This is a genomic window from Aeromonas sp. FDAARGOS 1404 (assembly GCF_019047085.1).
GTDB lineage: Bacteria > Pseudomonadota > Gammaproteobacteria > Enterobacterales > Aeromonadaceae > Aeromonas > Aeromonas veronii.
This window is the reverse complement of record NZ_CP077237.1, coordinates 1441555-1456206: the sequence shown is the minus strand read 5'-3', so window position 1 is coordinate 1456206 and position 14652 is coordinate 1441555. Positions and strand designations below refer to the sequence as shown.

Here is a 14652-nt window from a genome sequence, read left to right as displayed (position 1 = left end):
TCATTCTCCTTTTAAAAGCCGTTTTTTCCTTTGCCCTCAGGACTATCGGCATTATCTTCTCTTTTATTAATTTGCACTGTGCTTAAAGTTGGAAAATGTATGCGACATCACTTAACTCATCTGCGGGCGATGGATCTGCTGATGGCATTTCTGTCGATTATCTCGGTTGTGCTGGTGACGGCCCGCTGGTGGGGCCATGAGAGCCTGACACCACAGACTCTGCAGCTCTTCTATGACCTCGACAGTCTGATCTGCTACTTCTTCCTCGCGCACTTTGCTTATGGCTGGATCCGGGCCTCCGATCGCAAGGCCTATTTCAAGGCCAACTGGATCTATCTGCCGGGTAGCCTGCCGATGGCGGAGCAACTGCGCTGGGCGCGGTTGATCCAGCTGTGGCGGGTCTATCAGCTGTTCAAGGAGCACCCGGATCTCTGGGCCATGTTCCGTCGCGAGCGCAACGAGACCACTCTCTCCGGCATCCTGTTTCTGTTCTTCCTGCTGCTGGGGGTGGGTTCCGGCGTCATGTACTGGATTGAGTCAGGCCAGCCCGGCAGCCAGATTGAGACACCCTATGACGCGTTCTGGTGGACGCTGGTGACCCTCTCGACAGTCGGTTACGGCGATCTGGTGCCCAAGACAGAGGAGGGGCGGTTTGTCGCCAGCCTGCTGATCCTGTTCGGGGTCGGTCTGTTCGGTGCCATCAGCGGTTTTATGGCCAGCCTGTTTTTGCAGCCCAACAAGGGGGATGGCGAGACCGACAAGTGGCGTCATCACTACAACAACCAGCAAGAGGAGCTGCTGCGGGAGATCCGCGCCCTGCGCAGCGAGGTGCAGGAGCTGAAAAACAAGTGAGGCCGCAGACGGGCAAGTTGCGAGGTGACTCGCAACTCTGCGCGTATTATCCCGGGGGAGGTGCTTTTTCTTTGCTTGTCCTTTAACCTGCTGGCGGCTTAACATTCAACCTCTTGTCCAAACCTGAAAAAGAGAACCGATCGACCATGCGCGCCCTTCTCGGGATTTTGATCTGCTTGTGTGCCCAACAGGCACTGGCCGATACCCGTTATGTTTCAGACAACATCTTTACCTATATCCACAATGGCCCGGGTACCCAGTACCGGATCCTTGGCAGCGTCAAGGCTGGTGAACCGCTGGAGGTAAAGGCGGTGAACAGCGAGGCCGGTTTCACCCAGGTGGTGGACGGTCGTGGCCGCGAGGGGTGGATCAAGAACAGCGAACTGCAGAGCCAGATCAGCCTGCGCGAGCGTCTGCCCCAGGTGGAAAAAGAGCGCGATGAGCTTAAAGATCGCTTGCAGAACCTCAACGGTGACAACGAGAAACGCTTCACCGAGAAGGATGGCCAGATCGCTGCCCAGAGCAAGGAGATCGCCGCTCTCAAGGCCCAGCTGGTCAGTCAGGGTGAGGAGATGAGCAATCTCAAAGAGCAGAATGATGCCCTGACCCAGAGCTACGACAACCAGGAGCACGACATGCAAATGGACTGGTTTATCCGTGGTGGTGCCATGGTGGGTGCCGGTATCCTGCTTGGCATCCTGCTGCCGATGCTGCCCCGTCGTCGCAGCCGTGGCGATCGCTGGATGAACTGACAGCATCTGGCTGGATGAATTGCTGAGAAGGGTCGCCGTGGCGGCCCTTCTTTTTTGGGGCGCATTGGGCGGAATGCGTGGCTGCTTTGCGATAGAGCGGCGGCAGATCGTATACAAAATGAAGTCAGATGACCCTCACGCTTGCTGGCGTATTGGCTTAAAAAGGGAGTTCATGGGGGAATGGGCGATCTTTGTTAAAGAGTGGCAACAAATTCATTTCATATAGGGTGCAATATTGTATACATTATCGGCGTTTCGGCGGCGCGTCCGCCTTTGTCGATATCAGCCCTAGGGCGTACAGGAAGACCCCATATGTTCAAAGCTACTCAAGTGCTTGCCGCTGACTATATCCCCTCCGATCTGGCCGCCCTGCGCGAAGCCATCACCCAGAACTACGTGGTGGATGAAAATGCCTATCTGGCCGAACTGTCGGCCATGCTGCCGGGGGATGGCGCCTCGCTGGAGCAGGTGACCCAGCGTGCCCGTACTCTGGTGACCAAGGTGCGCAAGGAGAGCGGCTCCGGTGATGGTATCGACGCCTTCCTGCAGGAGTACAGCCTGGATACCCAGGAGGGGATCATCCTGATGTGTCTGGCCGAGGCGCTGCTGCGCATTCCCGATGCCGAGACCGCCGACGCCCTGATCAAGGACAAGCTCTCCGGCGCCAACTGGTCCTCCCATTTCCGCAAGAGCGACTCTACTCTGGTCAACGCCTCCACCTGGGGGCTGATGCTGACCGGCAAGATCATCAAGCTCGACAAGAAGCTCGACGGCAACCCGGCCAACCTGCTGGGGCGCATGGTCAACAAGCTGGGGGAGCCGGTGGTGCGCTCCGCCATGTATGCCGCCATGAAGATCATGGGCAAGCAGTTCGTGCTGGGGCGCGACATGAAAGAGGCGCTCAAGGCGAGCCGCAAATCCCGCGAGCTGGGCTACACCCACACCTACGACATGCTGGGTGAATCGGCGCTGACCATGCAGGATGCCGACAAGTATCTGACCGATTACCGCAACGCCATCGAGGCGGTGGGCAACGAGCGGATCAGCGACGGCGGCCCGGCCCCCTCCATCTCCATCAAACTCTCGGCGCTCCATCCGCGCTATGACGTGGCCAACCGCGAGCGGGTGCTCGGCGAAATGTGCGAGCGGCTGGTGGGGCTGGTGCGTCTCGCCCGCGACAAGGATGTGGCCATCAGCATCGATGCCGAGGAGATGGACAGACTCGAGCTGTCGCTGGATCTGTTTGAGCAGCTCTACCGCTCCGACGCCAACCGTGGCTGGGGCAAGCTCGGCATGGTGGTGCAGGCCTACTCCAAACGCGCCCTGCCGGTGCTCTGCTGGCTCACCGCGCTGGCCCGCGAGCAGGGTGACCTCATTCCGGTTCGCTTGGTAAAAGGCGCCTACTGGGACAGCGAACTGAAATATGCCCAGCAGGCGGGCCTGCCCGGCTACCCGCTCTTTACCCGCAAGGCGGGCACCGATATATCCTACCTCGCCTGCGCCCGCTACCTGCTGAGCGAGCCGACCCGCGGCTTTATCGCTCCCCAGTTCGCCACCCACAATGCCAATACCGTGGTCAGCATTCTGGAGATGGCTGGCGATCGCCAGTTTGAATTCCAGCGCCTGCACGGCATGGGGGAGGAGCTGCACAACGCCGTGCTGAACGACAATCCCGGCCTGCACTGCCGCATCTATGCGCCGGTCGGCGCCCACAAGGATTTGCTGCCCTATCTGGTGCGCCGCCTGCTGGAGAATGGGGCCAACACCTCCTTCGTTCACAAGCTGGTGGATCCCAATACCCCGGTGGACTCGCTGGCCGAGCATCCGCTGCGCACCCTCAAGCGCTACTCCGGCTTTGCCAACGACCGCATTCCGCAGCCGGTGAACCTCTTCACCGACCGCAAGAACTCCAGCGGCGTCAACATGAACATCCTCTCCATCCAGCGCCCCTTCTTCGCCCGCTTGAAAGAGCTGGAGAGCAAGCAGTGGCTGGCAGGCCCCATCGTCGATGGCGAGACCCTCAAGCGCAGTGAGGCGCGCACCGTGCTGAGCCCGCAGGATGTGAGCCTCACCGTCGGCAAGATCCACTGGGCCGACGAGCAGGCGGTGGAGCAGGCCTTGGCATCCGCCCACGCCGCCTTCCCGCGCTGGCGTGAAACCCCGGTGAGCGAGCGGGCCGCCGCGCTGGAGAAGCTGGCAGATCTGCTGGAAGCGAACCGCGAGCAGTTCGTCTCCCTCTGTACCCGCGAGGCGGGCAAGTTGCTGCAGGATGGCATCGACGAGGTGCGCGAGGCGGTGGACTTCTGTCGCTACTACGCGGTGCAGGCTCGTGGCCTGATGGGGCAGGCGACCCTGCTGCCCGGTTACACCGGCGAGCAGAACGAGCTGTTCCTGCAGGGGCGTGGCGTGTTCGTCTGCATCAGCCCGTGGAACTTCCCGCTGGCGATTTTCCTGGGCCAGGTCGCCGCGGCGCTGGCCACCGGCAACACCGTTATCGCCAAACCGGCGGAGCAGACCGGCCTTATCGCCCATCTGGCGGTGACCCTGGCCCATCAGGCCGGCATTCCCGGTGACGTGCTGCAACTGCTGCCGGGTGACGGCGCCACCGTCGGTGCCAAGCTGACGGCGGATGCCCGCATCGGCGGCGTCTGCTTCACAGGCTCCACCGAGACCGCCAAGCTGATCAACATGACCCTGGCCCAGCGCGATGGTGCCATTCTGCCGCTCATCGCCGAGACCGGCGGCCAGAACGCCATGATCGTCGACTCCACCGCGCTGCCGGAGCAGGTGGTGCGGGACGTGGTGAGCGCCGCCTTCCAGAGCGCCGGTCAGCGCTGCTCGGCCCTGCGGGTGCTCTACCTGCAGGAGGAGATCGCCGAGCGGGTGCTGGAGATCCTCACCGGCGCCATGCAGGAGCTGAAAGTGGGCAACCCGGCCGAGCACAACACCGACGTCGGCCCGGTGATCGATGCCGATGCCAAGGCGGGGCTGGATGCCCATTTGACCCGGATGATCCCGCGAGCTCGCCTGATTGCCCAGGCGCCGATGCCCGCCGCGACCATGGAGGGACACTTCGTTCAGCCGACCGCGCTGGAGATCGGCTCCATCCGCGAGCTGGTCAAGGAGCAGTTCGGCCCCATCCTGCACGTGGTGCGCTACGCCACCCGGGATCTGGACAAGGTGATCAGCGACATCAACGGCACCGGCTACGGTCTGACGCTGGGGATCCACAGCCGCAACGAATCCCACGCCGAAGAGCTGGCGAGCCGCATCAATGTGGGCAACGTCTACATCAACCGCAACCAGATCGGCGCCATGGTCGGGGTGCAGCCGTTCGGCGGCCAGGGGCTCTCCGGCACCGGCCCCAAGGCGGGTGGCCCCCACTATCTCGGGCGGTTTGTTACCGAGAAGACCCGTACCATCAACACCACGGCGGTGGGCGGCAACGCCTCTCTGCTGGCGATGGGCGATGCCTGATCCGCGTCGATAGAGGCCGGATACGGGATGCCGGATAACAACGGGCCGCCTTCGGGCGGCCCCTTTATTTGCGCCATCCGTTTTTTACGAATGGGACAATCTGCCACGGCGGGGTCGTCAGCGACCCGTGCTGGTCGTAAGATGGGAGCCATTCGCGCGGCGTTTGCCCCTTGCTCGGCCAGCCGTGGTCAGGGTTCTGTTTAACTGGACTTTGTGTAATTGGACTTAAGTGAGAGTGTTCATCTGATGTCATTAACCGAACAAGCCCGCTGGTTCGTGCTGGGGGGCGATCATCTGGTACTGCTCGATCAGCAGGGTCAGGTGCCACAGGGTAGTAAAGCGTGCCTGCCCGCAGCGCTGGCTGACGCCCCTTTCGAGCGTTTTGATGAGTGGCAGGGGTTGCCCTGCTATTTGCTCGATCTGGGGGCTGAGGCCGACACGACTATGATGGCCCCCCTGCGCCAGTTGATGGTGGCGGGGGACGAGGAGGGCTTTCGTCTCGCCGGCCGCGCCTGGCAGCTCGTTACCTTCCGCCGCACCCACAGTTTCTGCGGCGAGTGCGGCGCCCCCATGACCCCGAAGGCGGGGGAGTGGGCGCAGGTGTGCCACCTCGGCCACACGGCCTATCCGCGTATCTCCCCCTGTATTATCGTGGCGGTGCGCAAGGGACCGGAGATCCTCTTGGCGGCCCATCGCCGTCACTATCAGGCGGACGATCCCATGTATACCGTGCTGGCCGGCTTTGTGGAGGCGGGGGAGAACCTTGAGCAGTGCGTGGCGCGGGAGGTGTTCGAGGAGAGCGGCATCCAGGTGCGCAATGTGCGCTATGTGGCGAGCCAGCCCTGGCCCTTCCCCCACAGCCTGATGATGGGCTTTACCGCCGACTACGAGAGCGGCGAGATCAAGGTGCAGGATGACGAACTGGTCGCTGCTGCTTTCTTTGCCGCCGACCGGCTGCCGCGTTTGCCGCCCCACGGCACCATTGCCCGGCGGCTGATCGAGTTGTCACTGGCTGGCGAGGGGTAACGGCGCTTATCTTTTCGCCAACCTTTTTGCACTTCATTTTAAAAACGGGGCGCTCTGGTTTGCGCCCCTTCACATCTTTGCAACCGCGCGCCCATTTGCCACGTTTTGGGCAGTCCGCTCCGGTGGGCAAAGTGGTATTATGGCCGCCATTTTATGCGTGATACGAACTCGGGAACTGGGATGAAAGAGCTGAAGAACGATCGATACCTGCGCGCTTTGCTGCGTCAGGATGTGGACATGACCCCGGTATGGATGATGCGCCAGGCTGGCCGCTATCTGCCGGAATACAAGGCGACTCGCGCCCAGGCGGGGGATTTCATGTCCCTGTGCCGCAATGCCGAGCTGGCCTGTGAAGTCACCCTGCAGCCGCTGCGCCGCTACCCGCTCGATGCCGCCATCCTCTTCTCCGACATCCTCACCGTGCCTGATGCCATGGGGCTGGGTCTCTACTTCGAGCAGGGTGAAGGCCCGCGCTTCGAGCGCCCGATCACCTCCATGGCCGACGTGCAGGCGCTGCCCATTCCGGATCCGGAAGATGAGCTGGGCTATGTGATGAATGCGGTGCGCACTATCCGCCGCGAGCTGAAGGGTGAAGTGCCGCTCATCGGCTTCTCCGGCAGCCCCTGGACCCTGGCCACCTACATGGTGGAGGGGGGCAGCTCCAAGGCGTTCACCAAGATCAAGCAGATGATGTACGCAGAGCCGCAAACCCTGCACCTGCTGCTCGACAAGCTGGCCGACAGCGTGATTGCTTACCTCAACGCCCAGATCAAGGCGGGTGCGCAGGCGGTCATGGTGTTCGACACCTGGGGCGGCGTGCTCACCCCGCGCGATTACCGCGACTTCTCCCTGCAGTACATGCACAAGATTGTCGATGGCCTGATCCGCGAGCACGACGGTCGCCGTGTGCCGGTCACCCTGTTCACCAAGAACGGCGGTCAGTGGCTGGAGCAGATTGCCGCCACCGGTTGCGATGCGCTGGGTCTGGACTGGACCACCGACATCGCCGACGCCAAGCGTCGGGTCGGCGACAAGGTGGCGCTGCAGGGCAACATGGATCCCTCCATGCTCTACGCCACTCCGGCTCGCATCCGTGAAGAGGTCGCCTCCATTCTTGCCGGTTTCGGTCACGGTAATGGGCACGTCTTCAACCTCGGCCACGGCATCCATCAGGATGTGAACCCGGAACATGCCGGCGTGTTCGTCAACGCGGTACACGAGCTCTCTGCCCAGTACCACGGTCGCTAAGGCCGGGGCGAGAGAAGAAGAGTTTGTTTGATATCCGGGGCCGTCAGGCCCCGTTTTACATTAAAAAATGGCGCTGCGACGACGAGCGCGTGGCGGCCGTGCAGGAGGCAAGATGAGCAGCAAGTCACTGGATTGGGGTATCGATCTTGGTGGTACCAAGTGTGAATGCGTGGTGTTGGATGGCGACGAGGTGTTGCTGCGCCACCGCATCCCCACCGAGCGGGCGGGCGGTTATGACCATATGATTGGCCAGATCGCCAAGCTGGTAGCGCAGTGCGCCGAGAAGATTGGCCAGCGCCCGACCGTCATCGGCATGGGCACGCCGGGGGCGCGGGATCCGCAGACCGGCCTGATGAAGAACTGCAACACCACCGAGCTCAACGGCAAGCCGTTCAAGGAGGATCTGGAGCGCAAGCTGGGCGTGCCGGTGCTGATCGCCAACGACGCCAACTGCTTCGCGCTGGCAGAAACCCATCTGGGCGCGGTGCGCCAGCACCATCCCGATGCGAAAGTGGTGTTCGGCATCATCATGGGCACCGGGGTCGGCTCCGGCATCGTCATCAACGGCCAGATCCTCAACGGCCACCACGGCATCGCCGGCGAGTGGGGCCACAATGTGCTCTCCCCCGATGGTCCCGAGTGCTACTGCGGCAAGCGCGGCTGCGTCGAGACCCTGATCAGCGGTCCGGCGCTGGAGGCTTGGTACGAGGCGAAGGCCAAGCGCCGCCTCTCGCTCGCCCAAATCGCGGCTGCTACCGCCCACGATCACATCGCCAAGCTCACCATCGACCGGCTGCATCTGCTGTTTGGTCAGGCGCTGGCCAACGTGGTCAACATTCTCGACCCGGATGTGATCGTCATTGGCGGTGGGGTGGGCAATGTGCAGAGCCTTTACAGCGCCGGACGGCAGACAATTTTGCCCTTCCTCTTTAATCCCCGTTTCAGTGCCCCCATTATTGCTCCAGCCCTTGGCGACAGTGCCGGGGTGTTCGGGGCGGCCCTGCTGGCCCGCGGTGAATTCAAGGAGGCCCTGCTGTCGTAGCTAGGGCTCCCGGGCGGCCGGTGTGCCGTCCTGTTGCTGGTTCAAGGAAACGGATTCTCGATGATCAAGATTGCCATCAATGGTTACGGGCGGATCGGTCGCAACGTGTTGCGAGCCCTCTATGAAAGCGGGCGCGACAAGACCATCAAGATCGTCGCCATCAACGAGCTGGCGGCCCCCGAGGCCATGGTGCACCTGACCCGTTACGATACCAGTCACGGTCGCTTCCACCATCCGGTGCAACTGGCGGGTAACAGCATGCTGGTGGGGGAGGATCTCATCTCCCTGTTTGCCGAGCGGGATCCGTCAAAGCTGCCGTGGCGGGCGCTGGGAGTCGATGTGGTGCTCGATTGCACCGGGGTATTCGGCTCGCGGGCCGATGCCGAGCTGCATCTGGCGGCGGGGGCGGGCAAGGTGCTCTTCTCCCACCCGGCGGATGCGGATGTGGATGCCACCGTGGTCTACGGGGTCAACCATCATACCCTCACCGGAGCGGAGCGGATCGTCTCCAACGCCTCCTGTACCACCAACTGCGTGGTACCGGTGATTGAAACATTGCATCGAGAATTCGAGATAAATTGTGGTACTATTACGACAATTCATTCGGCCATGCATGATCAGCAAGTCATCGATGCCTACCACAGTGACTTGCGCCGAACCCGCGCTGCCAGTCAGTCCATCATTCCGGTGGATACCAAGCTGGCAAAGGGGCTGGAGCGTATCCTGCCCCACTTCGCTGGCAAGTTCGAGGCGATCGCGGTGCGGGTGCCGACCATCAATGTAACAGCGATGGATCTCAGTATTACTGTTCGTAAAAAAGTGACAGTTACTGACGTAAATCAAGCCCTGCAACGGGCATCCAGAGGTACATTACACGGTATTCTGGATTACACGGAAGAACCGCTGGTCTCCGTAGACTTCAATCATGATGCACACTCCTGCATCATTGATGGTACCCAGACCCGGGTGAGCGATGCCAACCTCGTCAAGATGTTGATGTGGTGCGATAACGAATGGGGCTTCGCAAACCGGATGCTGGATACCACCCGGGCCATGATGGCCGCAGGCTGAGCCTGCCCCGGGCGAAAGGTTACTGTTTTTAACATTACCTGGAAAATATAGAGGACTGAATATGTCTGTTATCAAGATGACTGACCTGGATCTGGCGGGTAAACGCGTTCTGATCCGTGCTGACCTGAACGTACCGGTAAAAGACGGCAAGGTCACCTCCGATGCACGTATCGTTGCGACTCTGCCGACCATCAAGCTGGCTCTGGAAAAGGGCGCCAAGCTGATGATCACCTCCCACCTGGGTCGTCCGACCGAGGGTGAATACAACGAAGAATTCTCCCTGGCTCCGGTTGTCAACTATCTGAAAGACGCTCTGTCCTGCCCGGTTCGCCTGGCCAAGGATTACCTGGATGGCGTAGAAGTCGCTGCCGGTGAGCTGGTTGTGCTGGAAAACTGCCGCTTCAACAAAGGCGAGAAGAAGAACACCGAAGAGCTGGCCAAAAAATACGCCGCCCTGTGTGACGTCTTTGTAATGGATGCGTTCGGTACTGCTCACCGCGCCGAAGGTTCCACCTACGGTGTGGCTCAGTTCGCTCCGGTCGCTTGTGCTGGTCCGCTGCTGGCGGGTGAACTGGAAGCCCTGGGCAAAGCCATGCTGAAGCCCGAGCGCCCGATGGTTGCCATCGTTGGCGGCTCCAAGGTCTCCACCAAGCTGACCGTTCTGGAATCCCTCTCCAAGATCGCTGACCAGCTGGTTGTCGGTGGTGGCATCGCCAACACCTTCATCGCTGCTGCCGGTCACAACGTCGGCAAGTCCCTGTGCGAGCACGACCTGATCGACACCGCCAAGAAACTGGCTGCCGAGACCAACATTCCTGTGACCACCGACGTGGTTGTAGGTGCCGAGTTCTCCGAGTCCACTCCGGCCACCATCAAGTCTGTTAACGATGTGACCGACGGCGACATGATCTTCGACATCGGCCCGGATTCTGCCAAGGCCCTGGCTGACATCATCATGAACGCCAAGACCATCCTGTGGAACGGTCCGGTTGGCGTGTTCGAGTTCGACCAGTTCGCTGAAGGCACCAAGGTTATCGCTGAAGCCATCGCTGCTTCTCCGGCCTTCTCCATCGCTGGCGGTGGTGACACCCTGGCTGCTATCGACAAGTTCGGCATCGCTGACAAAGTCTCCTACATCTCCACTGGCGGCGGCGCCTTCCTGGAGTTCGTAGAAGGCAAGGTACTGCCGGCTGTTGCGATTCTGGAACAGCGCGCCAAAGCCTAATTGACCCGGAACGGGGGGCAAAAGCCTCCCGTTTCGTTTATCATGTGCCCGCTGTGCCGGTTCATGATGAACCCCCCATTTTTTATTAACGGCATACGAGACAGGACGATTAAACATGTCTAAGAAAATTTTCGACTTCGTAAAACCCGGCGTGATCACTGGTGATGACGTTCAGAAAGTGTTCGCCATCGCTAAAGAGAACGGCTTTGCTCTGCCGGCCGTAAACTGCGTTGGTACCGACTCCGTTAACGCCGTACTGGAAGCTGCCGCCAAGGTTAAAGCGCCGGTTATCGTTCAGTTCTCCAACGGTGGTGCCGTGTTCACCGCCGGTAAGGGTCTGAAGCTGGAAGGTCAGAAAGCTGCCATCCTGGGTGCCATCTCTGGTGCCAAGCACGTTCACGCTGTTGCCGAAGCTTACGGCGTGCCGGTAATCCTGCACACCGACCACGCTGCCAAGAAGCTGCTGCCGTGGATCGACGGTCTGCTGGAAGCGGGCGAGAAGCACTTTGCTGAAACCGGCAAGCCGCTGTTCTCCTCCCACATGCTGGATCTGTCCGAAGAGTCTCTGGAAGAGAACATCGACATCTGCTGCGAGTACCTGACCCGCATGGCCAAGATGAACATGACTCTGGAGCTGGAACTGGGTTGCACCGGTGGCGAAGAAGACGGCGTCGACAACAGCCACATGGATCAGTCCGCTCTGTACACCCAGCCGGAAGATGTTGCTTACGCTTACGAGCGTCTGTCCAAGATCAGCCCGCGTTTCACCATCGCTGCCTCCTTCGGTAACGTACACGGTGTATACAAGCCGGGTAACGTCAAGCTGACCCCGTCAATCCTGGACGCTTCCCAGAAGTACGTTTCCGAGAAGTTTGGCGTTCCAGCCAAGTCTCTGGACTTCGTATTCCACGGTGGTTCAGGTTCCACTCTGGAAGAGATCCGCGAGTCCATCTCCTACGGCGTAGTGAAGATGAACATCGACACCGACACCCAGTGGGCAACCTGGGAAGGTCTGCTGAACTTCTACAAGAAGAACGAAGCTTACCTGCAAGGCCAGCTGGGTAACCCGGAAGGCGCCGACAAGCCGAACAAGAAGTACTACGATCCGCGCGTATGGCTGCGTGAAGGTCAGACTTCCATGATCGCTCGTCTGGAGAAAGCATTCTCCGACCTGAACGCCATCGACGTACTGTAATTCGTTACCGCACCTTGATTGCATGAGAAGGCGCCCTTCGGGGCGCCTTTTGCATTTCTGTGATCCGCACCGGTTGGTGAGTGGAGGGGGAACTGGGTATTATCGAAACAACTTTGCTTATTTTATTAAACAATTTGCAACCAAGGCAGGATGCTGAGTATGCAGGCAGGAAAGCACAACGGATATCAGGAGCACGTCGCCTCCTACTACGCGGCCACCCGCAACGACTCGCAACAGTGGCCCGAGCTGGAGGGGGAGCACAAGGCTGACGTCTGCATCATCGGCGGCGGCTTTACCGGTCTCAATACCGCCATCAATCTGGCTGATGCCGGTTACAAGGTCGCCTTGCTGGAGGCCAACCGTATCGGCTGGGGGGCGTCGGGGCGCAACGGCGGCCAGCTTATTCGCGGTATCGGTCACGATACCAGCCAGTTCGCCCGCTGGATTGGTGAGGAAGGGGTGCGCGAACTCGACCTGATGGGGCTGGAGGCGGTGCAGCTGGTGCGCGAGCGGGTTGAGCGTTTCAATATCGACTGCGACCTCACCTGGGGTTACTGCGATCTGGCCACCCGTCAGCGTCATCTGGCCGGCTTCGAAGAGGAGCTCGACCATCTGGCGAGTCTGGGCTATGAGCACGAACTCAAACTGGTGCCGCGGGAAGATATCCATAGCGTGGTGGGATCGGATCGCTATATCGGCGGCCTCATCGACATGGGCTCCGGCCATCTCCATCCCCTCAATCTGGCGCTCGGCGAGGCGCGTGCCGCTGCCAGCCTCGGGGTTTCCCTGTTTGAACATTCCCGGGTGACCCATATCGAGTACGGCAAGCAGGTAGAGGTGACCACCGCCCACGGCCGGGTCACTGCCGACTATCTGGTGATCGGCTGCAACGCCTACCTCAACGACCTCAATCCGGAGCTGGGCGGGCGGGTGCTGCCGGCCGGCTCCTACATCCTTGCCACCGAAGTGCTGGATCGCCGCTTGCGCCAGCGCTTGCTGCCGCAAAACATGGCGGTGTGCGATCAGAATGTGGCGCTCGACTATTACCGCCTCTCCGCCGACGGCCGCCTGCTGTTTGGCGGTGCCTGCAACTACTCCGGCCGGGATCCCCGCGATATCAAGGCCTTTATGTTGCCCAAGCTGCTGCGAGTCTTCCCCGAGCTGGCTGGCACAGCCATCGAGTTTCAGTGGGGCGGCATGATCGGGATCGGCGCCAACCGGCTGCCGCAGATTGGCCGCTTGAAGGAACACCCCAACGTGCTCTACGCCCAGGCCTATTCGGGTCACGGCCTCAATGCCACCCACATGGCAGGCAAGCTGGTGGCCGAGGCGATCCGCGGCGAGAGCCGGGGTTTCGATCTCTTTGCCAGTGTGCCCCATATCACCTTCCCCGGCGGCCCGGCGCTGCGCTCCCCGCTGTTGGCACTGGGTATGCTGTGGCACCGGATGAAGGATATCTTCTGACTCCGATTGTCAGCCTGCGCAGTGCTGGCTGAACGCCAGCCTCCTTGCCAGCCCTTGTTTATAGCGGGTGAGCACTATCGTTCCGCCCGATAGACCAAAAGATGCATTCGCGCCAATCTCGTCCGATTGGCGCTATCTTTTAGGTGTGAGAGCGGTTATCTGCCAAGGAGCAAGAGTTTGTCAGATTGCCGGAATATTTGCCGAAAAAGGGCCAGAGGGCGGGGAGAGGAGGGCCAAGATGGAGATAAACGTGGTCGCGTCAGGCGGGCTCAGCCCGCTGTCGCAACGGCAGGGTTCTCCCGCTGTGCAGGCACAGGAGAGGGTTGCAACTTCACCATCAACGGGCAGTGACAGCCTGGTGCGCGACCTTGGCGCTGTGCTGGATGAGCTGGGGCTGTCACCGCAAGGGGAGAGCAGCGGCGGTGGCACTGTTTCAATCAGGGATTCGCTGGAAGCGTTTATCAACACCATGATGGGCTCCCTGCAACAGCAGCAGGAGCAACAGTTGGCATTGCAGCAACAACAGCGGCAAGAGCAGGAACAGCGCAAACTCGCCATCGCCGACAGCAGCGAAAACCCGCTCAAGCGGGATCTGGAGCGCCTGCTGGAGACGCTGGAGCAACAGGGCGGACAGGAAAAAGAGAGCGAGCAAGGAGCCGAGCGTGAAGCGGTCAATCCCTTGCAGAGCCAGCTGACCAAGCTGCTGGAGAGCAGCGGTGCGGCAGAGAGAGGGGTCACCCTCAAGGAGGTGCTGTCAGGGTTGGCCAGCAAGCTGCCGAACGAACCTGCCGAGCGAAAAGGGTATCGGGTCGATACCCAGGTTTGAGCTGGTTGGCAACGGCAGGAGAGTCGTTGCAGAGCATAAGGGGCGGAAAGCGCTTTATTGGGCCGGTTCCGCCAGCCGCCAGCCCTGTTCGTCCTTCATCATCCACACCTCGGCCTCTTGTGGCAGCACCTGGCCCGCCTCGAACTCACCATATTTGCGCTCGAGCTCCATCAGCCCCATCTCCTGCTGGAAGGGGCCAACCCGGTCGTAGACCAGGTCCTCGTCGTGTAACACCTGCAACTGATCGAGTCCCTGCTTGAAGTGGAGCTGGTAACTCACCTTGACCAGATAGACCCCCTCCATCCGCTCCTCCTTGCCGAGGATGGTGAAGTCGCTGATATCGAACAGGTTGGCGTCTATCTCGGCCAGCAACTTAGCGGTAACTTGGCTCCGGATATCCTCTTCACCGGGCCCTGCACTGCAGCCATAAAGCCAGAGGGCTAGCAGGGGGATGAACCACTTTTTCATCAAAAC

12 protein-coding genes are annotated in these 14652 nt (G+C 60.7%); 11 read left to right on the top strand and 1 reads right to left on the bottom strand.

The features are described from left to right. The first annotated feature begins 99 nt into the window (after window positions 1-99). The 11 genes from I6L34_RS06615 (at window position 100) to I6L34_RS06565 (ending at window position 14178) form a co-directional block, all read left to right on the top strand. Window positions 100-852, top strand: a complete 753-nt coding sequence (locus I6L34_RS06615; protein WP_005354446.1) for a potassium channel family protein — start codon at window positions 100-102, stop codon at window positions 850-852. Between the two features lie 146 nt (window positions 853-998). Further along, window positions 999-1604, top strand: coding sequence for a TIGR04211 family SH3 domain-containing protein (locus I6L34_RS06610; RefSeq protein WP_005335443.1), 606 nt, complete (start codon window positions 999-1001; stop codon window positions 1602-1604). Window positions 1605-1916: 312 nt separating this feature from the next. Beyond that, window positions 1917-5081, top strand: a complete 3165-nt coding sequence (gene putA, locus I6L34_RS06605) for a bifunctional proline dehydrogenase/L-glutamate gamma-semialdehyde dehydrogenase PutA (protein WP_058058532.1) — start codon at window positions 1917-1919, stop codon at window positions 5079-5081. A gap of 246 nt (window positions 5082-5327) precedes the next feature. Beyond that, window positions 5328-6107, top strand: a complete 780-nt coding sequence (gene nudC / locus I6L34_RS06600; protein ID WP_058058533.1) for an NAD(+) diphosphatase — start codon at window positions 5328-5330, stop codon at window positions 6105-6107. Between the two features lie 180 nt (window positions 6108-6287). Then, on the top strand, window positions 6288-7355 hold the full coding sequence (gene hemE, locus I6L34_RS06595) for a uroporphyrinogen decarboxylase (RefSeq protein ID WP_005335440.1): 1068 nt from the start codon (window positions 6288-6290) through the stop codon (window positions 7353-7355). Window positions 7356-7467: 112 nt separating this feature from the next. Then, window positions 7468-8397 carry an ROK family protein gene (locus I6L34_RS06590; protein ID WP_058058534.1) on the top strand — a complete coding sequence of 310 codons (930 nt, stop codon included), beginning with the start codon at window positions 7468-7470 and terminating at the stop codon, window positions 8395-8397. A 60-nt stretch (window positions 8398-8457) separates the two neighbouring features. Then, a complete protein-coding gene (epd, locus tag I6L34_RS06585) occupies window positions 8458-9468 on the top strand; it encodes an erythrose-4-phosphate dehydrogenase (protein WP_005335438.1) in 1011 nt (336 codons plus the stop codon). Between the two features lie 61 nt (window positions 9469-9529). After that, window positions 9530-10693 (top strand): phosphoglycerate kinase, encoded by a 1164-nt coding sequence (locus I6L34_RS06580; protein ID WP_005340965.1) that lies wholly within the window; start codon window positions 9530-9532, stop codon window positions 10691-10693. A gap of 115 nt (window positions 10694-10808) precedes the next feature. Then, complete coding sequence (fbaA, locus tag I6L34_RS06575; protein WP_005340963.1) at window positions 10809-11888, top strand: class II fructose-bisphosphate aldolase; 1080 nt, start codon at window positions 10809-10811, stop codon at window positions 11886-11888. 159 nt (window positions 11889-12047) lie between these two features. Then, window positions 12048-13352 carry an FAD-binding oxidoreductase gene (locus I6L34_RS06570; RefSeq protein ID WP_141108798.1) on the top strand — a complete coding sequence of 435 codons (1305 nt, stop codon included), beginning with the start codon at window positions 12048-12050 and terminating at the stop codon, window positions 13350-13352. A 238-nt stretch (window positions 13353-13590) separates the two neighbouring features. Next, window positions 13591-14178 carry a hypothetical protein gene (locus tag I6L34_RS06565; RefSeq protein WP_058058536.1) on the top strand — a complete coding sequence of 196 codons (588 nt, stop codon included), beginning with the start codon at window positions 13591-13593 and terminating at the stop codon, window positions 14176-14178. Window positions 14179-14232: 54 nt separating this feature from the next. Here the strand turns inward: I6L34_RS06565 and I6L34_RS06560 are convergent, their stop codons facing one another. Continuing rightward, window positions 14233-14646 carry a hypothetical protein gene (locus I6L34_RS06560; protein ID WP_216956213.1) on the bottom strand — a complete coding sequence of 138 codons (414 nt, stop codon included), beginning with the start codon at window positions 14644-14646 and terminating at the stop codon, window positions 14233-14235. Between the last annotated feature and the right edge of the window lie 6 nt (window positions 14647-14652).

Bases quoted from the DNA above. Each gene is read 5' to 3' on its own strand.
- I6L34_RS06615 (WP_005354446.1), top strand. From the start codon at position 100: ATGCGACATCACTTAACTCATCTGCGGGCGATGGATCTGCTGATGGCA.
- I6L34_RS06610 (WP_005335443.1), top strand. From the start codon at position 999: ATGCGCGCCCTTCTCGGGATTTTGATCTGCTTGTGTGCCCAACAGGCA.
- putA (WP_058058532.1), top strand. From the start codon at position 1,917: ATGTTCAAAGCTACTCAAGTGCTTGCCGCTGACTATATCCCCTCCGAT.
- nudC (WP_058058533.1), top strand. From the start codon at position 5,328: ATGTCATTAACCGAACAAGCCCGCTGGTTCGTGCTGGGGGGCGATCAT.
- hemE (WP_005335440.1), top strand. From the start codon at position 6,288: ATGAAAGAGCTGAAGAACGATCGATACCTGCGCGCTTTGCTGCGTCAG.
- I6L34_RS06590 (WP_058058534.1), top strand. From the start codon at position 7,468: ATGAGCAGCAAGTCACTGGATTGGGGTATCGATCTTGGTGGTACCAAG.
- epd (WP_005335438.1), top strand. From the start codon at position 8,458: ATGATCAAGATTGCCATCAATGGTTACGGGCGGATCGGTCGCAACGTG.
- I6L34_RS06580 (WP_005340965.1), top strand. From the start codon at position 9,530: ATGTCTGTTATCAAGATGACTGACCTGGATCTGGCGGGTAAACGCGTT.
- fbaA (WP_005340963.1), top strand. From the start codon at position 10,809: ATGTCTAAGAAAATTTTCGACTTCGTAAAACCCGGCGTGATCACTGGT.
- I6L34_RS06570 (WP_141108798.1), top strand. From the start codon at position 12,048: ATGCAGGCAGGAAAGCACAACGGATATCAGGAGCACGTCGCCTCCTAC.
- I6L34_RS06565 (WP_058058536.1), top strand. From the start codon at position 13,591: ATGGAGATAAACGTGGTCGCGTCAGGCGGGCTCAGCCCGCTGTCGCAA.
- I6L34_RS06560 (WP_216956213.1), bottom strand. From the start codon at position 14,646: ATGAAAAAGTGGTTCATCCCCCTGCTAGCCCTCTGGCTTTATGGCTGC.